The sequence below is a fragment of the Allobosea sp. Tri-44 genome (genome assembly GCF_004123845.1).
Lineage (GTDB): Bacteria > Pseudomonadota > Alphaproteobacteria > Rhizobiales > Beijerinckiaceae > Allobosea.
In genome coordinates this window covers 198,692-215,542 of record NZ_NBDP01000036.1, presented here as the reverse complement: position 1 = coordinate 215,542, position 16,851 = coordinate 198,692, and the positions used below count along the sequence as shown (strand labels likewise).

At 67.1% G+C, this 16,851-nt stretch carries 16 protein-coding genes; 5 read left to right on the top strand and 11 right to left on the bottom strand.

The features are described from left to right. Positions 1 to 155: 155 nt before the first annotated feature. From B6S44_RS22345 to B6S44_RS22330, 4 genes are read right to left on the bottom strand one after another with little or no spacing between them, the layout of a single operon-like run. Positions 156 to 740 (bottom strand): amino acid synthesis family protein, encoded by a 585-nt coding sequence (locus B6S44_RS22345; RefSeq protein ID WP_129159086.1) that lies wholly within the window; start codon positions 738 to 740, stop codon positions 156 to 158. Next, a complete protein-coding gene (locus tag B6S44_RS22340) occupies positions 737 to 1,321 on the bottom strand; it encodes an amino acid synthesis family protein (protein WP_129159085.1) in 585 nt (194 codons plus the stop codon). The genes B6S44_RS22345 and B6S44_RS22340 overlap by 4 nt, the downstream gene beginning before the upstream one ends. Continuing rightward, positions 1,314 to 2,201: a UPF0280 family protein gene (locus B6S44_RS22335; protein ID WP_129159084.1), complete on the bottom strand. Its 888-nt coding sequence runs from the start codon at positions 2,199 to 2,201 to the stop codon at positions 1,314 to 1,316. Before B6S44_RS22335 ends, B6S44_RS22340 begins: the two co-directional genes overlap by 8 nt. Before the next feature lie 4 nt (positions 2,202 to 2,205). Further along, entirely contained in the window at positions 2,206 to 3,690 is a 1,485-nt protein-coding gene (locus B6S44_RS22330; protein WP_129159083.1) for a 6-hydroxynicotinate reductase, read from the bottom strand. 547 nt (positions 3,691 to 4,237) lie between these two features. On the opposite strand from B6S44_RS22330, the gene nadC reads away from it, so the two are divergent. Then, positions 4,238 to 5,071, top strand: coding sequence for a carboxylating nicotinate-nucleotide diphosphorylase (nadC, locus tag B6S44_RS22325; RefSeq protein ID WP_129159082.1), 834 nt, complete (start codon positions 4,238 to 4,240; stop codon positions 5,069 to 5,071). Positions 5,072 to 5,078: 7 nt separating this feature from the next. Next, on the top strand, positions 5,079 to 7,121 hold the full coding sequence (gene phnN, locus B6S44_RS22320) for a phosphonate metabolism protein/1,5-bisphosphokinase (PRPP-forming) PhnN (protein WP_129159081.1): 2,043 nt from the start codon (positions 5,079 to 5,081) through the stop codon (positions 7,119 to 7,121). A gap of 165 nt (positions 7,122 to 7,286) precedes the next feature. Here phnN and B6S44_RS22315 read toward each other — a convergent pair whose 3' ends face one another. The 5 genes from B6S44_RS22315 to B6S44_RS22295 form a co-directional block, all read right to left on the bottom strand. Further along, positions 7,287 to 7,742 carry a MarR family winged helix-turn-helix transcriptional regulator gene (locus B6S44_RS22315; RefSeq protein ID WP_129159080.1) on the bottom strand — a complete coding sequence of 152 codons (456 nt, stop codon included), beginning with the start codon at positions 7,740 to 7,742 and terminating at the stop codon, positions 7,287 to 7,289. 79 nt (positions 7,743 to 7,821) lie between these two features. After that, the gene (locus B6S44_RS22310; protein ID WP_129159079.1) at positions 7,822 to 8,934 is read right to left on the bottom strand and encodes a Gfo/Idh/MocA family protein; all 1,113 of its coding nucleotides are present in this window, start codon (positions 8,932 to 8,934) and stop codon (positions 7,822 to 7,824) included. 158 nt (positions 8,935 to 9,092) lie between these two features. Beyond that, the gene (locus tag B6S44_RS22305) at positions 9,093 to 9,887 is read right to left on the bottom strand and encodes an ATP-binding cassette domain-containing protein (RefSeq protein WP_129159078.1); all 795 of its coding nucleotides are present in this window, start codon (positions 9,885 to 9,887) and stop codon (positions 9,093 to 9,095) included. Positions 9,888 to 9,889: 2 nt separating this feature from the next. Next, positions 9,890 to 11,038 carry an ABC transporter permease gene (locus B6S44_RS22300; protein ID WP_129159077.1) on the bottom strand — a complete coding sequence of 383 codons (1,149 nt, stop codon included), beginning with the start codon at positions 11,036 to 11,038 and terminating at the stop codon, positions 9,890 to 9,892. A 70-nt stretch (positions 11,039 to 11,108) separates the two neighbouring features. After that, positions 11,109 to 12,044, bottom strand: a complete 936-nt coding sequence (locus B6S44_RS22295; protein ID WP_129159076.1) for a sugar ABC transporter substrate-binding protein — start codon at positions 12,042 to 12,044, stop codon at positions 11,109 to 11,111. A 394-nt stretch (positions 12,045 to 12,438) separates the two neighbouring features. Here B6S44_RS22295 and B6S44_RS22290 point away from each other — a divergent pair, with 394 nt between their 5' ends. Continuing rightward, positions 12,439 to 13,683, top strand: a complete 1,245-nt coding sequence (locus B6S44_RS22290; RefSeq protein WP_129159075.1) for a Zn-dependent hydrolase — start codon at positions 12,439 to 12,441, stop codon at positions 13,681 to 13,683. Positions 13,684 to 13,851: 168 nt separating this feature from the next. Here B6S44_RS22290 and B6S44_RS22285 read toward each other — a convergent pair whose 3' ends face one another. Further along, positions 13,852 to 14,247 carry a RidA family protein gene (locus B6S44_RS22285; RefSeq protein ID WP_129159105.1) on the bottom strand — a complete coding sequence of 132 codons (396 nt, stop codon included), beginning with the start codon at positions 14,245 to 14,247 and terminating at the stop codon, positions 13,852 to 13,854. A gap of 40 nt (positions 14,248 to 14,287) precedes the next feature. Next, positions 14,288 to 14,932, bottom strand: a complete 645-nt coding sequence (locus B6S44_RS22280; RefSeq protein ID WP_129159074.1) for a TetR/AcrR family transcriptional regulator — start codon at positions 14,930 to 14,932, stop codon at positions 14,288 to 14,290. Positions 14,933 to 15,052: 120 nt separating this feature from the next. Here B6S44_RS22280 and B6S44_RS22275 point away from each other — a divergent pair, with 120 nt between their 5' ends. Together B6S44_RS22275 and kce are read left to right on the top strand one after the other, a co-directional pair. Further along, the gene (locus B6S44_RS22275; RefSeq protein ID WP_465246136.1) at positions 15,053 to 15,832 is read left to right on the top strand and encodes a cyclase family protein; all 780 of its coding nucleotides are present in this window, start codon (positions 15,053 to 15,055) and stop codon (positions 15,830 to 15,832) included. Positions 15,833 to 15,917: 85 nt separating this feature from the next. Continuing rightward, positions 15,918 to 16,844, top strand: a complete 927-nt coding sequence (gene kce, locus B6S44_RS22270; RefSeq protein WP_129159073.1) for a 3,5-dioxohexanoate:acetyl-CoA acetone transferase — start codon at positions 15,918 to 15,920, stop codon at positions 16,842 to 16,844. Positions 16,845 to 16,851 lie beyond the last annotated feature (7 nt).

The window sequence follows — 16,851 nt, the reverse complement described above, 5'->3', positions numbered from 1 at the left end:
AGAGTTACAAGGTGTTCGGGAGCGGAATCGTTGGCTTGAACCCGGCCGCGCGGTCAGCGCTCGCGGCACTGGTCCAACGGCCTACACCTCACCCTGCCCTCTCCTTACAGGAGAGGGTTCCCCGCGCCCTATTGTCATGGGCGAAGCAAGAGTTTCTACCGCAGGCCGTCCTCGCCCTTCGCCTCGGTATGGGTCAGTCCGCCGACGCGTGGTAATGGCCGGCCGCCGCTGGTGAGCGCCACCGCGACGACGATCTCCCCGGCGCGCGGTGCATCCGAAATCCGGACCTCCATGCCGTCGAAATGGCTGCGGACATAGGCGGCCGCCTTGTGGCCGAGCGGCACGTCGAGCACGACGCCGAGCGGGCCGCGCTTCTTCGAGGACGGGATCAGCGCGGGCGCCTTGCCGAGGAGCTTGCGCAGGGGCGCACCGAGCTTGGGATGCAGGATCGCGGCGGCGTGCTCGAGCTCGCCATCCTCGCCGACGGCGGCGGCCTTGCCATAACCCTGGACCGCCTCGCCCTCGATGCCGAGCGCGGCGAGCGCATGGCGGCCGAGCAGATCGCCGAGCTCCTCGCCGATATCGATCAGCTCGGAGAGATCATCCTGATACTTGCCGGCAAATGGATTGGCGATCACGGCGACCGCAGCGGCACGGCGGATCGGCGGCGAGACCGGCCGGCCAAGCTCGGTGTGGGTCTCGTCGACGACCGTGACGATCTTGCGGATCCTGGCTTTCATCGCAGGCCGTCCTCGCCCTTGATCTCACTCGCCTTGAGGCCGCCGACGCGGGCGTGAATGCGCGAGCCGGTCGTCATCACCAGCGCGAACAGCAATTCATCGGCCCGAGGCGCATCGGTGATGCCGATCTCGAAGGCGTCGAAATGGCTGCGGACATAAGATGCGTTGACGTGGGTGACGGGAATGTCGAGCCGCGTGCCGGGGCCGCCGACTTTCTTGGTCGAGGGCACGATCGCCTTGGCATCGCCCAGCAGTTCGCGCATGGCGTAGCCGCCCGGCACATGCCAGAGCGCGCCATGCTCGAGCTCGCCGGCGGCACCGACGATGGCGCCCTTGCCATAGCCCTGGATCGCCTTGACGTCGCCGCCCATTGCCGCGAGCAGGCGCTGCGCCATTGCCAAACCGAAGGGCTTCAGATCGTCCATGAAGCCCTGGATGTCCTCGACATAGCGGCCGGCATAGGGGTTGGCGATCACGGCCAGCGCCGCGCCGCGCTTCAGCGGCACCGCAGCGGCCGGGCCGCCCTCGTGAAAAATCTCTTCCACGGTCACGGCGTATTTTCGCACGACGATCTCAGGCACGGGCAAGTCTCCTCTCGGGGTCTTCTTGAACGATCATAGGGCTGGCGAGCGTGCGGCTCACGCCCTGCAGATGCATGGCGGCCGAGACGACCAGGCCTGCTGCGCGCAGACGCTCCGCCTCGGCGAGGCCGGCAGCGAGTGCGGTTTCGATCTCGCCGGAGACAAGCGGCCCGACATGGCGGGTGACCAGTCGCTCGCCGAGATCGCTGTCGACCTGGATGGAGTTGGCCGGCAGGCGCTCGATAGTGGGATGGCCGGGCAAGTCGATCGCATTGGCGATCACCGTCGCGGCAGCATCGGCCATGGCAGCCGTGGGCGCCAGCACAGTCACCGCCTCGGCGATCCCCAGCGAGAAGCTGCGACCGGGATAGCCTGAGGTCGCGATGCCGGCGACGCCGTCCTCGGGCCGGATCGTCGCAGTGGCGAAGAACTCTGGCCGGTCGGGGCGCTTCACCAGCCCGATGCGAAACTGCTCGCCGGCTGCAAGGTGCAGGGCGATGTCGCCGCCATTGTTGACATAGGCGCGCGCGAGCGGCGCGGCCTGGCACATCACGCCAAGGATTTCCTGCGCCACCGAGCCGGCGACCGCGGCCATCGGCGTGATGAAGCTGCTGATGGCGAAAGGCCTGACCGCCGCATACATGCGCCGGGCCACCGGCCCGTGTGGCAGCGGACTCGTACGGCTCACCGCCGTCCGCAGCAGCTTCAACTCCTCGCAGAGCTCGGCGAGCAGGCCGTCGAAGCGGCTGATGGCCGCCTCGTGCGCAGCCTTCACCGCGTCCTGCTCCCCGACGGCTTCGATAACGAGATCGATCGGCCCCTGCTGCAGGAGCAGGCGCCTGCCATCCGGCAGGATACGTGCGGAGGGCTTCTCCCACATCGCCCTAGCCGAGCGAGCGGCGCGGCTGCTCGGGCGCCAGCGGCCAGGGATTGTCCGGACGCTGCGGCAGGCGCAGCTGGCTGCCGCCCTTGAGCGAGGCGAGCGGCTGGATCGCGTCCATATGGCCGCCGAGCGCCTCGTAGTCGGTCCGGCTCATGGTGAATTCGAGCGGCGCGACCAAAGCTGGCGTCGGCACATAGCCGAAGGCGTTCTCGGGCAGGCGGGTGACGTCGACCATGAAGGTGATGCCGCCGCCCGGCCAGATATAGACGGGCGCACCGCCACAGGTGACATAGGTCAGCGCGTCCTTGACCGAGCGGGTCAGCCGCACCGGGTTCTCGGTGACGCCGGCGCGCAGCGAGCCGCCGGCCCCGCCGATGAACAGCACGGTCGAGAGCGCCGGCTCGCAATTCTCGGCGATGCGCTCGACCGGCTCGACCAGCGGCTGCGGCATCTGCGTCTCGACCGGCACGAGGTTCTCGTCGAGCTCGTAATAGGCGGCGTGCTCGCCGGTGGTCGAAACCATCAGCAGGCGCAGGCCGGGATAGGCGACCTTGGGATCGAACGGGCCAAGAATGGTGAGCGGATCGCTGATATTGGTGCCGCCCCAGCCGGTGCCGGGCTGCGCCACCTGGAAATAGCGACCGGGCGTCGAGCGGCGGCCCTTCAGCTTGATGCCGGTTCCCGCCATGCCGAGCAGCTTGCCGGCCTGGTGCTCGGAAAGCACGCCGGTGATGTGGTCGTCGACGACCACGACCTCGTCGACCTTGCCATGCCATTGCTTGGCAAAGATGCCGATCGTCGCCGAGCCGCAGCCGACGCGCATGCGACTTTCCTGGATGCCGTTGACGATCGGCGGCTTGCCGGCCTGGACGATGACCGTCTCGCCCTCGTCGATGGTGAGCTCGACCGCCTTGCCATTGCTGAGCTGGAGCAGCGCGTCGCAGGTGACGCGGCCCTCCTTCTTCGAGCCGCCGGTGAGATGGTGGACGCCGCCGAGCGAGAGCATCTGCGAGCCGTATTCGCCGGTGGTGACGTGGCCGATCGCCTCGCCCTCGACGCGCACCGTCGCCTGCTCGGGGCCGAGAAAGCGGTCGGTGTCGATCTTCACCTTGACGCCGCAATAGCTGAAGATGCCCTCGGTCACGACGGTGACCATGTCGACGCCGTCGACCTCGGAGGAGACGATGAACGGGGCCGGCTTGTAGTCGGGATAGGTCGTGCCGGCGCCGATCGCTGTGATGAAGGTGCCCTGCTGGTGGACGATCTCGCCTTCCCATTCGCGTGACCCGGCGAAGGGAACGACCTCGCCGCCATGCTCCAGCGTGCGCTCGAGCACGACATGCGGTTCCATCCGCACCAGCTCGCCCTCGACATTGCCGTAGCGATCGCAGGCGCCGACGGCGCCGGGCTTGATGAAGCACATCACCGGGCAGGCATCGCAGCGGATCTTGTCGTCCGCGACCGGGCTCGCTTCGTCCAGCGCCATGCTTGATCCTCGCCGCAAAGCGGGTGTTTGGATTTTGTTTGTGTACAAACGATACTGGCGCGCCTCTTAGACCAAGTCAAGACAAGGCGAGGCGAGCGGATGGCGGCCCAATCTAGACCGGATCTCATGGTCGGCACATTTTCCTCGTGGCCCGTTCGATCAACCTCCCCCGTCATTCCGGCCGCAGCGAAGCGTAGCGCCGGAACCCATCGTAGGACTCCGGCGCTCTACGATGGATTCCGGAGCTGCGCCGCTGACGCGGCTTGTCCGGAATGACGGGTGAGGTTGATCGCAAGGCCCGGCCATCACAGCCAAGCTGGCGTCCGTCACTCAGTCGGGAAGGGTGTCGAGCCGAGCATTCTTGCATACAAGATTGCTTGCGGCCGCAAAGACGCCGGATTCTACCCGGCGGAGATGACCTCGCCATGACGCGATTGCCGGTTGCAAGCACGGTTCCGATGGCGCATTGACAGCCAAATTTCCCCGCTGCTATTGTTTGCATACAAACATGTTTCGAGCGGCGTCGCCGCGGGAGAGAGGGCCTGCCATGTATGACAGCTTCGCCACGGATCGCCTGATCGACCATTGGCTGATCGAGGACATCGGCGCCTGCGATCTCACCGTCCAGGTGATGATCGAGCCCGGCGAGACCGGCAAGTTCCAGATGAACGCCCGCGAGCCGATGATCGTCGCCGGCGTCGAGATCGCCGCCCGGGTGTTCAAGCGCTACGATCCCGAGCTCAAGGTGACCGTGCTGGTCAAGGACGGCGACAAGGTCGAGAAGGGCGCGATCCTGGTCGAGATCGAGGGCGCCGCCCGCAGCGTGCTCACCGCCGAGCGCACCGCGCTCAACATCGCCCAGCGCCTCTCCGGCATCGCCAACGAGACGGCGCGCTATGCCGCCGCCATGGCCGGCAGCAAGGCGCGCCTGATCGACACCCGCAAGACCACGCCGGGCCTGCGCATGATGGAAAAGCACGCCGTGACCTGCGGCGGCGGCCTCAACCACCGCCTCGGCCTCGATAACGGCGTGATGATCAAGGACAACCACATCGCCGTCTGCGGCAGCATCACCGCCGCCGTCGAGCGCGCCCGCAAGAAGCTGCCGGTGCTGACCAAGCTCGAGGTCGAATGCGACCGGCTCGAGCAGGTGGAAGAGGCGGCCAAAGCCGGCGCCGACGTGATCATGCTCGACAACATGTCGGTCGCCGACATGACCAGGGCGGTCGAGCTGATCGCCGGCCGCGCCAAGGTCGAGGCCTCGGGCGGCATCAACATCGACACGATCGGCCCGATCTCCAGGACCGGTGTCGACTACATCTCGACCAGCAAGATCACCCAGTCGGCGCCGGCGGTGGATATCGGCCTCGACGAAGCCTGAGCGGACGATGCGGCCCGGCACCTTCTTCCTGATCGTAGGCCCGAGCGGGGCCGGCAAGGACTCGCTGATCGACGGCGCCCGCACCTTGCTGGAGCCGACCGGCCGCTATGTCTTCGCACGGCGCGTCGTCACCCGCCCGGCCGGCTCGCCAGGCGAGGACCATGAGGCGGCGACGGACGAGGCCTTCGACGCGCGCGAGGCCAAGGGCGACTTCCTGATCACCTGGGGCGCCCATGGCCTGCGCTACGGTCTGCCGGCCGAGCTCAAGCGCCTGATCGAGGCCGGCCGCAACGTCATCGCCAACGGCTCACGCGCCACGATCGCGGCGCTCGCCAACAGCCTGCCGCGCTTCGTCGTCGTCGAGGTGACCGCGCCGCCCGAAGTGCTCGCCGCCCGTATCGCCGGGCGCGGGCGCGAGAGCGGCGAGGCTATCGAGAAGCGCCTGTCGCGCACGGTCGAGCCTCGTCCGGAAGGGATTAGGGCGGCAACGATCTGCAACGATCAGAGCGTCGAGATCGGCGTCGAGCGTTTCATTGCGGCGGTCGAGGCCGCCGCCAACACGATGCGCCTGCGCCGTTTGCCGCTCTTCGCCGGCCGAGCGCATTGCGCCTACCTCCCGGCCAAGGGCGAGATCGTCAACGGCTTCGACTATCTCGGGCCGGGCCGGATCGAGATTTCGGGAACCACAGCCAGCACCCGTTCGGACGTACAGGTCATCGACCTGCCTTCTCTGCTCGCCGGCGACGAGATCGGCCTGTCCGCCGAGGCCTTCGACGAGCTCGGTTTGCCAGAGGGTAGCGAGGTCACGCTCCGGCGCACGCCCTCGCCCGAGAGCCGGGCAGCGCTGACCCGCAAGATCCAGGGCGGCGAGCTCTCGGAAGAGCAATACCACACGCTGATCCGCGACATCGTCGAGGCGCGCTATCCTGATGGCGAGGTCGCGGCCTTCCTGGTCGCAGCGACGCAAAAGCTCTCCGACAAGGAGGTCGTTGCGCTGGCGCGGGTGCGCACGCGCTTCGCGCAAAAGATCACCTGGCCCGACAGGATCGTCGTCGACAAGCATTCGATGGGCGGCATTCCCGGCAGCCGGATCACGCTGATCGTGGTGCCGATCGTCGCCGCGCATGGCGCCTTCCTGATGCCCAAGACCTCGTCGCGCGCCATCACCTCGGCGGCGGGCACGGCCGATGCGATGGAGGCACTCGCCCGCGTCGAGCTCAATCCAGCCGAGCTGCGCGCCTGCGTGGAAAAGGCGCGCGGCTCGATCGCCTGGAACGGGCGGCTCAACCATTCCGTCGTCGACGACGTGATGAACGCGATCACGCGGCCGCTCGGCATCGATTCGAACCGCTGGTCGGTCGCCTCGATCCTGTCGAAGAAGCTCACGGCCGGCTCGACTCATGTCATCGTCGACTTGCCCTATGGCCCGCGCGCCAAGCTGAAGAGCGAGGCCGAGGCGGCCGAACTCGCACAATTGTTCGAGACGGTCGGAGCCGGGCTCGGCCTCGTCGTCAACGCCTTCCCGACCGATGGCAGCCGCCCGATCGGGCGCGGCATCGGCCCGGCGCTCGAATGCCGCGATGTCAGCTGGGTGCTCGACAACGACCCGCAGGCACCGGCCGACCTCGTCGAGAAAGCGCTGTTCTTCGCCAGCCGCATCCTCGGCTGGGACCCGGCTCTGGGCTCGGTCGCGGCCGGCCGCGCGCGGGCGCAGGAGCTGCTGCGCTCCGGCGCGGCACGCGCCGCCTTCGAGCAGATCATCGATGCGCAAGGCCGGCGCGAACCGCCGGTCATGCCCGGTCTGCTGGTCCATACGGTGCGCTCGCCCAAGGCTGGCACGGTCAGCGAGATCGACGGCTGGGCGGTTGCGGGCATCGCGCGGCGCGCCGGTGCGCCCTTCGACAAGGCGGCCGGCATCGACCTGCGCCGTCATATCGGCGACACGGTTGCCGTCGGCGATCCGCTCTTCGCCATCCACGCCAGCGCCTCGAGCGACCTCGATGAGGCGAAGGCGATGGCGGAGAGCTGCGACTGCTACGTGATCAGTTAGTTGCGTCGCGAAAACCCAAGCCCAAGTCATCCCGACCAAGCCGCGAAGCGGCGCAGAGCCGGGATGCATTCCGGAACGCCAATTGGAAAGGTTCAGGAATGGATCCCGGGTCTCCCTTCGGTCGCCCGGGATGACCAGCGTTTGTGTGGATTGACCTAAAGAGCCTCAGCGCAGCTGCTTCAGCAAGGCGATCAGCGTCGCCCGCTGGTTGGTGGCGAGCGGGGCCAGCGTCACCTTCGTCACCGTCTCGGCTTTGGGCAGCAATTCGCGGGTGTAGTCGACGCCGGCCGGGCTGAGCTCGACGATGAGCCGGCGGCCATCCTCGGGATCGGGCTTGGTCTGGACCAGCTTGCGCTTGAGCAGCCGGTCGACCACGCCCTTGATCGTGGCGGCGTCCATGGCGGTCTGGCGGCCGAGCAGGTTCTGCGAGGAGCCGCCATCCTGATAGAGCCGCGCCAGCACCGCCCATTGCGTCGGCGTCAGGTCGCTGCCCATGATCTCGTTGAAGATCGAGACATGGCGCTGCGCCGCCTGACGCATGATGAAGCCGACCTGCTCGGCGAGATCATAGCTCTCGTCGGCAGGCTCGGGCGCCTCGGCCGCACTGCTTGGTCGCGCCATTGCTGATCCTCGTTCGTATACGAACGATATCCCTAACCGTTTTCTTGGGCGCGTCCAACGCCACAGCGGTGGCCGCCGTTCAAATCGTCGTCCAGCGTCCCTCACGGAAGCTCGTGGCCACGGCATCGACCGTGCGCTCGATGCGCAGGCCGACCTCGAAATCGAGGAGATGGGCGCGCTCGCCGGCAATGGCGCGCAGCAATTCGCGGCATTCGATGATCTTGAGCTCGTTGAAGCCCAGACCATGGCCAGGCGCCGGGATGAAGCGGCCATAAGGTTCATGCGCCGGGGCGGTCAGGATGCGGCGGAAGCCCTGGAGATCGCCGGCACCCTCGGCGGTGTAGAGCTCGATCTCGTTCATCCGCTCCTGATCATACGCGATCGTGCCCCTCGCGCCGAAGATCTGCAGGGCGATCCGGCCCTTGCGGCCCCAGGCCGAGCGGTTGAGCGCGACGAGCCCGGAGGCGCCGGAGGAGAGGCGCAATATTAGCGTGGCGATATCGTGCGTCTCGACCGCGCGATTGCCGCCGACTGCGAGCGGGCGCTCCGCATAGGGCCTGGCCATGTCGGCCATCACCGAATCGACCTCGCCGACCAGCACCTTGATCAGCGAAAACGCATGCACGCCAAAATCGTCGAGCGCGCCATGACCGGAGGCGGCCTCGCTCTTCCAGGAGAAGAACGCACCGGCATCGGCCATGAAATCCTCGTCCATCTCGACGCGAACATGGTTGACCGGGCCGATCGCACCATCTGCGATCAGGCGCCTGGCCAGCCGGATCGCCGGGTTCTGGATGTAGTTGTAGCCGAGCGCGGCGACGGTGCCGGCCGCCTTCGCCGCCGCCAGCATGGCCTCAGCATCGCCGAGGTGGGTCGCCATTGGCTTCTCGCACCAGACATGCTTGCCGGCCTCAAGCGCCGCGATCGCCATCTCAGCATGAAAGGCGTTCGGCGTGGTGATCGAGACGACGTCGACATCGGGATGGGCGATGAGCGCCTTCCAGTCGGCGGTCGCCTCAGTGAAACCGAACTCGCCGGCCCGCTGCGCCGCCAGCGCCTCGTCGACCTCGCAGAGCACGGCGAGCTTCGGACGCGGCACGTCGCCGAAGACCGGAGCGACGGCGTTCCAGGCGAGCGCATGGCACTTGCCCATATAGCCTGTGCCGATCAGGCCGACGCCGAGCGCGCGCATGCAGACATCCTTTCCTCGTCACAAAATATCGAGTCATCCCGGACAAGCGGCGAAGCCGCGCCGATCCGGGATCCATTCCTGAAGCGTTCCGGAATGGATCCCGGGTCTCCCTACGGTCGCCCGGGATGACAGCGTCAGGACTAAGTGGCTTTGAACCGTCAGACCGTGCCGCCGAGATCGGCCGAGAGCGCCTGCAGCTCCTTGCCGCCGGCCATCAGGTTCTGCAATTCGTCCATGGCAATGCCGGACTTTGCGTAGGTGCCGAGCGTCTTGCCGCGGTTGAGCACGGTGAAGCGGTCGCCGACGGCGTAGGCGTGGCGGACATTGTGGGTGATGAAGATCACGCCGAGGCCCTTGGCACGCACGAGGTTGATGTATTTCAGGACCATCGAGGTCTGGGCTACACCGAGCGCCGAGGTCGGCTCGTCCAAAATCAGCACCTTGGCGCCGAAATAGACGGCGCGGGCGATGGCGACGCATTGGCGTTCGCCGCCAGAGAGCGTGCCGACCGCCTGGTGCGGATCGCGGATGTCGATGCCGATCCTGTGCATCTCGTCGCGCGTCACCGCATGGGCGAGGTCGAAATCGATCCATTTCAGCGGGCCGAAGCCGCGGATCGGCTCGCGTCCCATGAAGAAGTTCCGCGTGATCGACATCAGCGGGATCATCGCCAGGTCCTGGTAGACTGTGGCGATGCCGGCATCGAGCGCATCGCGCGGGCTCGAAAAGGCGACCGGCCGGCCCTCGACCAGGAACTCGCCCGAGCTCGGCCGATGGCAGCCCGAGAGCGTCTTGATCAGCGTCGACTTGCCGGCGCCGTTGTCACCGAGCAGGCAGAGCACCTCGCCGGCCGAGACCTTGAGCGAGACGCCCGAGAGCGCGATCACCGAGCCGAAATGCTTGACGATGTCGCGGACCTCGATGAGCGGGGCCTGTTCCGGAGCTGTCGTCATGCTCAGCGCTCCCCTGTCGCCTTGCGGCGGATGAAGTTGTTGAACAGCACGGCGAGCAGCAGCATCCCGCCGAGGAAGACCTGGAACCAGTCGCTGTCGAAGCTGGTGTAGGTCAGGCCGATCGAGACCATGCCGAAGATGATCGCGCCGAAGAAGGCGCCGACCGCCGAGCCATAGCCGCCGGTCAGGAGGCAGCCGCCGATCACCGCGGCGATGATCGCCTCGAACTCCTTCTGGAAGCCGCGGCGGGCATCGGTCGAGCCGGCATCGAGCACGGTCAGGATGGCGACGAGAGTCGCGGCGCAGGCGGTCAGCACGAACAGGGTCGTCTTGACCATGTTTACCGGTACCCCGGAATTGCGGGCGGCATTGGGATCGCCGCCGGCGGCGAAGATCCAGTTACCGAAGCGGGTGCGCAGCAGGACATAGGTCGCGAGCGCGGCGATGGCGAGGAACCAGAGGACCCCGACGGGAACGCCGGTCACGGTCGGCGTGCCGTTCGGGAACTTGGCGATCAGATTGGCCTGCGCCAACCAGGCAAACAGCCCCTCCAGTGCCTGGCCGGAGAAGAGCTCGCGCACCACGCCCGGTCCCGCCTTGTCGCCGATCCCGCGCAACTGCGTCGAGCCGCCCGTCGCCCATTTCAGCCCGACCAGCGAGAGCCCGCGCAGGATGAAGAGAAAGGCGAGGGTGACGATGAAGGAAGGCAGGCGCGTGCGGATAACGATCTGGCCGTTCACCGCACCCATCAGCCCGGCGAAGACGAAGGTCGCGACAATCGCCGCCAGCAGCGGCAGGTCGCCGACGACGATCAGCGCGCCGAAGACCAGGCCGGCGAAGGCGATCATCGAGCCGATCGAGAGGTCGAACTCGCCGCCGATCATCAAGAGCGCCGCCGCGATGGCGAGGATGCCGAGCTGCGATGCCGGCGAGAGCACTGTCATGACCCCGGCGAGGGTGAACATCGCCGGGTTGGCGGTGAGGCCGAAGAAGGCGGTCACCAGGACAAGGCCGGCAACGGCCCCGAGCTCGGGCCGGCGCATCAGCCGGGCGATCAGCGAGACGCGGCGCAGCCGTTCGTCACGAGCTTCTGCGGCCGGGTCAGCGGAACGGGACGGGCCCGCGGCGAGATCGGCGGTCGATGTCGTCATGGCGCGCCTCCTGAGCTTCTGAACCGTCCGGGAGGAGCGCAGCGGCGCGGGGCGCGCCGCTGCGGCTCACTCAGCGGATGCCCTTGGCCGAGAGGTCGACGACCTGGGCCGCCTTCTCCTTGGTGACGAGGTTCGGGCCGGAGGGGACATTGCCGCCGGGGACGAGGCCGTATTCGGCGTTGAGCGCCAGGAAGGCGACCGGCAGATAGCCCTGCAGGAACTGCTGCTGGTCGATGCCGAAGGCCGCCTCGCCCGCCGCGATCGCCTTGAGGAAGTTGGCGGAGAGATCGAAGGTGGCGACGCGGACGGTGGCGATCTTGCCGGCTTCCTTGACGCCCGCCAGGGTCGGCTCGCCGCCGAGCGAGGCGCTCAGCGCCATCACCGTGTCGACGCTGGCATCGGAGAGCGCCGCCTTGACCTTGGAGCGGATCTCGGACGGATCGTTCGAGACCGGCAGGGTCGTGACCTTGCCCTTGAAGCCTTCGGCGAAGCCCTTGCAGCGCAGGTCGAGCGCGACATTGCCGACCTCGTGGTTGACGCAGACGCCGACCTTGCCGCCCATGCTGGCGAGCTTCTCGCCGGCGGCCTTGCCGGCGTCGAACTCGTCCTGGCCGACATGCAGGAGGGCGCCGAGCTTCTTCGAGACGTCGGAGCCGGAGTTCATCGAGATCACCGGGATACCGGCGGCGACGGCCTTCTGGATGGAGGGGCCGAGCGCCGAGGCGTCGGGGATCGAGACGATGAGACCGGCCGGCTTCTGGTTCACCGCGGCGTCGATCAACTGGCTCATCGCCACCATGTCGAAGGTCTCAGGCGCACGATAATCCACGGAGACCTTCAGATCGGCCGCCGCCTTGGCGACGCCGTTCTTGACCACCGACCAGAACGGGTCCGCGGCCTGGCCATGGCTGACGACGATGATCCTGGTGCTTTGGGCGACGCTCGGCGTCGCACCGGCGACCGCGATGGCGGCGACAGCAATCATTCCTGCGAGAAACCGCTTCATCTCATCCTCCCTTGCGGGGATGTTCCCCGCTTTTCGTTGTCGGTCCGATCAGGTTCGATCGGCCGGTTTTCGGGCGACTTGGCGGGCCGCGAAGCGTCGCGGACTGCCTGGATGGCGAAGAAGGGAGGACGCACTTCGAGCGCGGCCGCCAACTCTGCGCTTCATTCAAAACGAAACAAAAAAACCGTTTTTGATATTCAATAGAATAATCATTCCACTTCGCATGCGCACCTGTCAAGCGCCTTCTGCGCCGATGGCATACCGGAGCGTGTGCCCATCCGTTCCACCCGGACCGGAGAAACCCATCACCAATATCGATTTGCCAGGAGCGGGCCGCCGCCTCGATTGTGGCTCTCGAAGCGGCGCCCTCAGCGCTTGGGATCAGGGGACATTCATGGGCCTGCCAGCAACCGCGCGCATCGATATCGGGCGCTTCTGGACGACGATCGAACGCTCCGGCGAGATCGGCACTGGCCGGCCGGGCGGTCTGTCGCGGCTGGCACTCGGCGATGCCGACCGGGAGGTGCGCGATGTCTTCATCGCCTGGTGCCGGCAGGCGGGCCTGAGCGTACGCATCGACGGCATCGGCAACATCTTCGCGCGCCGGGCGGGGCAGGACGACAGCCTGCCGCCGGTGGTGATGGGCAGCCATCTCGACACGCAGGTGAATGGCGGGCGCTTCGACGGCATCGCCGGCGTGCTCGGCGGGCTGGAGGTCTGCCGTACGCTCGACCAACTCGGCCACCGCACGAAACGGCCGATCGAGGTCGTCAACTGGACCAATGAGGAGGGCGGGCGCTTCTCGCCGCCCATGGTCGGCTCGGGCTGCTTCGCCGGCGCCTATACGCTCGACTGGGCGCTGGGCCGGCGCGACGATGACGGCAGGACGATCGGCGAGGAGCTCGATCGGATCGGCTATCGTGGCGAGATGGAGCCGGCGCCGCATCCGTTCGATGCGTATGTCGAGTTCCATATCGAGCAGGGGCCGATCCTCGACCGCGAGGGCATGCAGGTCGGCGTCGTCACCGGCGGTTTTTCCAGCACCGGCATGCTGGTCGAGTTCAAAGGCGAAACCGCCCATACCGGCCCGTGGCCGATGGAGCGGCGCAGGAACGCGCTGATCGCCGGGGCGCGCCTGCTGGTCGCGGTCGACGATCTCGGTTGGGAGCATGCCGGCAGCGGCGGCAAGGCGACAGCCTCGCGGCTGGTGGCCTGGCCGAACAAGCCGGGCATCCTCTCCGACTGGGCGCAGGCGACCTGCGATGTCCGTCATGCCGACCCAGAAACTGCTGCGGTGATGGCCGAGCGCGTGCGCCGCGCCGTGCATGAGGCGGCGGCGCGGGCCGATTGCACGGCCGAGATTCTCGACGTCTGGAACTGGGGCGGCAAGGTCTTCGCCGAGGAACTGATCGAGCAGGTCCGCTCGACCTCGCTCGGTCTCGGCTACCGCACGCGCGACATCCTCAGCCAGGCCGGGCACGATGCCTATTTCGTCGCCCGACATGCGCCGACGACGATGATCTTCGCGCCCTGCAAGGGCGGCATCACCCACAACAATCAGGAGCTCTGCACGCCGGATGATCTCGAGCCTGGCCTCAACGTGCTGCTTCACACGGTGGTGGCGCGGGCGGACCGTTAGCACGCTGTCTTTCCGGGACATCGCGCAGCGAAGGGCCCGGAACCCATGAACACCGGCGGAGCAGGATTGCGCGCCATCGCCGCGCCCATCCTCATGGCTTCGTGTTCATGGATTCCGGGCGCAGCCCTTCGGGCTGCCCCGGAAAGACGGTTCCACCCAGTGTGAACGTCAGCCGATCGCGGCGACGCATTCGATCTCGATGTCGAAGGGCAGCGGCCAGGGCCGGATCGCGGCGCTGGTCCGGGCCGGGAAGCCATCGCTGAAATAGGTCCGGTAGACCGCGTTGACGCCGGCCATCAGCGCGGGATCGGTGACGAAGATCGTCGCCTTGACGACCGCATCGAGCGAGGAACCGCCATGGCGCAAGGTGACGGCAAGTGCCTCCATCGCGGCGCGCGTCTGTGTCTCGATATCGCCACTGACGACCTCGCCGGTCACGGTGTCGATCGGCGGCATGCCGCAGGTGAAGAGCAGGTCGCCGACGCGGGCCAGTGCCGAGGTCGGCGCGCCGAGCCGGCGGATCGCCTCGGAGATGACGGGAACTTCGATGATCTCGCGGCGCATGATCTGACCCACTTTCCCTTGTCCGACTGAATAGGCCGGCTCAGCGGCCCCGCAGCAAGCCGTCGATGCCGGCGGCGCAGAAGCCGGTCAGGCGCTGCAGCAACTGCTCGGCATTTTCGACCACCGGCACGGCATCGCGCGCCTGATCGAGTCGCATGGCGCGGTCGCCGGCAGCCATGGTCATGACCAGCGCTCCGACCATGAAGAGATAAGCGTCGACCAAAGCGCCGTCCGAGGCCTGCGGGTAGAGCTTGCCGAGCGCGGCGAGGAACTGCCTTGCGGTCGGGTCGAAATGCTCGGCGAGGACGCCGCGCGCCGCCTCGCGCGGGTCGACAGCCTCGCGCGCCGTCATCAGCGCGAAAGCCGCGCCCTGCACCCCTTCAGTAAAGCGCTGGCGGACGGACGGACCGATGAAGGCGGCAACGATCTCGTCGATGTCGAGCGCCGACCGGGCCAAGGCCTCGCCGAGTGCCTGCGCGCGCGCCAGTGCCAAGGCATGCGCCCGGCGAGCGAAGACGGCGCGGTAAAGCGCCTCCTTCGAGCCGAAATGATAGCTGAGCTGCGAGAGCCGCACCCCCGCCGCAGCCGCAAGATCGCGCATGGAGGCGCCATCGGCGCCACCGCGCTCGGCGAAAAGCCGTTCGGCAGCGTCGAGAATGCGGTCGCGCGTCGGCATCGCGGACATCAGGTCCTCCAGAAATCCCAGCGAATCCGCTCTTACCAGAAAGCGGCAGGCTTGCTATAGGTCGGACGTTCGTCCAAATTCAAATCACAGAGAATACGCGTCCAGGGAGGACACACCGGCATGCTGCCTGGCCGCCTCGTCGACCTGTCGATTCCGCTCGAGAACGACGTCCCCGCCGATCCGCCCTTCCAGAAGGTCAGGATCGACTATCGCACGCATGAGGCGACGGCGAAGGACATCGCTGCGGCATTTCCGGGTTTGAAGCCCGAGCAGCTGCCTGACGGCATGGGCTGGGCGGTCGAGCTCGCGACGATCTCGACCCATAACGGCACCCATGTCGACGCGCCCTGGCACTACCATCCGACGCAGGATGGCGGCGCTCCGGCGCTCAGGATCGACGAATGCCCGCTCGACTGGTTCCTGCAGCCGGGCGTGAAGCTTGATTTCCGCCATCTGCCCGATGGCCATGTCGTCACCCCCGCCGAGATCGACGCCGAGCTCGCACGGATCGGCCACACCCTCAGCCCGCTGGAGATCGTCATCGCCAACACGCGGGCCGGCGCCCGCTATGGGCAGGTCGACTACGTCGATTCCGGCTGCGGCTTCGGCCGTGAGGCAACGCTGCATCTGGTGCGGCAGGGCATCAAGGTGGTCGGCACCGATGGCTGGAGCTGGGACGCTCCGTTCAGCCACACCGCCCGCCGCTTCGCCGAGACAGGCGACGCCTCGCTGATCTGGGAAGGCCACAAGGCCGGGCGCGAGGCCGGCTACTGCCAGATCGAGAAGCTGCACAATCTCGAAGCGCTGCCGGCGACCGGCTTCACGATCAGCTGCCTGCCGGTGAAGGTCCGCAACGGCTCGGCCGGCTGGACGCGCGCCGTGGCGATTTTTCCGGACTAGAGCATTTTCAAGCGAAGTGGACACCGGTTCGCGTGAAGAAAATGCGTCAAATCAAAGAGCTAACGCAGGGACGAAGGAGAGCTCCGTGAGCAAGATCATCATCACCTGCGCCATCACCGGCGGCATCCATACGCCGACCATGTCGGACTATCTGCCGATCACACCCGACGAGATCGCCAGCCAGGCGATCGCGGCGGCGGAGGCAGGCGCGGCGATCCTGCACCTGCATGCCCGCGATCCCAGGGATGGCCGCCCGACGCCCGATCCTGCCGTTTTCATGGAGTTCCTGCCGCGGATCAAGCAGGCGACCGATGCTGTCGTGAACATCACCACCGGCGGCGGCCTGACCATGACCGTCGAGGAGCGCCTCGCCGCGCCGCTCAAGGCCGCGCCGGAGATGTGCTCGCTCAATATGGGCTCGATGAACTTCGCGCTGCATCCGCTGGCGGAGAAATACAGCGACTGGAAGCACCCCTGGGAGCAGCCCTATCTCGCCAACACCAAGGACTTCATCTTCCGCAACACCTTCGGCGACATCGAGCGCATCTACAAACTGCTCGGCGAGGGCCACGGCACCAAGTTCGAGCACGAATGCTACGATGTCGGCGACCTCTACAATCTCGCCCATTGCCTCGATCGCGGCTGGTTCCGGCCGCCGGTCTTCCTGCAGCTGATCTTCGGGATTCTGGGCGGTATCGGCGCCGATCTCGACAACCTGATGTTCATGAAGCGCACTGCAGACAAGTTCTTCGGTCGGGATTACCACTGGTCGGTGCTCGCCGCTGGGCGCCACCAGATGGCGTTCTGCACACAAGCCGCGATGCTGGGTGGCAATGTCCGCGTCGGGCTGGAGGACAGCCTTTTCATCGGCAAGGGCAAGCTCGCGACCTCCAATGCCGAGCAGGTCGCCAAGATCCGCCGCATCGTCGAGGAGCTCGGCTACGAGATCGCGACACCCGAGGAGGCCCGCGCCACGCTCGGCCTCAAGGGCGGCGATCGCGTGAACTTCTAGGGCTTGG

Bases quoted from the DNA above. Each gene is read 5' to 3' on its own strand.
- B6S44_RS22285 (WP_129159105.1), bottom strand. From the start codon at position 14,247: ATGCGCCGCGAGATCATCGAAGTTCCCGTCATCTCCGAGGCGATCCGC.
- B6S44_RS22310 (WP_129159079.1), bottom strand. From the start codon at position 8,934: ATGCGCGCGCTCGGCGTCGGCCTGATCGGCACAGGCTATATGGGCAAG.
- nadC (WP_129159082.1), top strand. From the start codon at position 4,238: ATGTATGACAGCTTCGCCACGGATCGCCTGATCGACCATTGGCTGATC.
- B6S44_RS22345 (WP_129159086.1), bottom strand. From the start codon at position 740: ATGAAAGCCAGGATCCGCAAGATCGTCACGGTCGTCGACGAGACCCAC.
- B6S44_RS22290 (WP_129159075.1), top strand. From the start codon at position 12,439: ATGGGCCTGCCAGCAACCGCGCGCATCGATATCGGGCGCTTCTGGACG.
- B6S44_RS22275 (WP_465246136.1), top strand. From the start codon at position 15,053: ATGCTGCCTGGCCGCCTCGTCGACCTGTCGATTCCGCTCGAGAACGAC.
- phnN (WP_129159081.1), top strand. From the start codon at position 5,079: ATGCGGCCCGGCACCTTCTTCCTGATCGTAGGCCCGAGCGGGGCCGGC.
- B6S44_RS22305 (WP_129159078.1), bottom strand. From the start codon at position 9,887: ATGACGACAGCTCCGGAACAGGCCCCGCTCATCGAGGTCCGCGACATC.
- B6S44_RS22280 (WP_129159074.1), bottom strand. From the start codon at position 14,932: ATGTCCGCGATGCCGACGCGCGACCGCATTCTCGACGCTGCCGAACGG.
- B6S44_RS22330 (WP_129159083.1), bottom strand. From the start codon at position 3,690: ATGGCGCTGGACGAAGCGAGCCCGGTCGCGGACGACAAGATCCGCTGC.
- B6S44_RS22335 (WP_129159084.1), bottom strand. From the start codon at position 2,201: ATGTGGGAGAAGCCCTCCGCACGTATCCTGCCGGATGGCAGGCGCCTG.
- B6S44_RS22295 (WP_129159076.1), bottom strand. From the start codon at position 12,044: ATGAAGCGGTTTCTCGCAGGAATGATTGCTGTCGCCGCCATCGCGGTC.
- B6S44_RS22300 (WP_129159077.1), bottom strand. From the start codon at position 11,038: ATGACGACATCGACCGCCGATCTCGCCGCGGGCCCGTCCCGTTCCGCT.
- B6S44_RS22315 (WP_129159080.1), bottom strand. From the start codon at position 7,742: ATGGCGCGACCAAGCAGTGCGGCCGAGGCGCCCGAGCCTGCCGACGAG.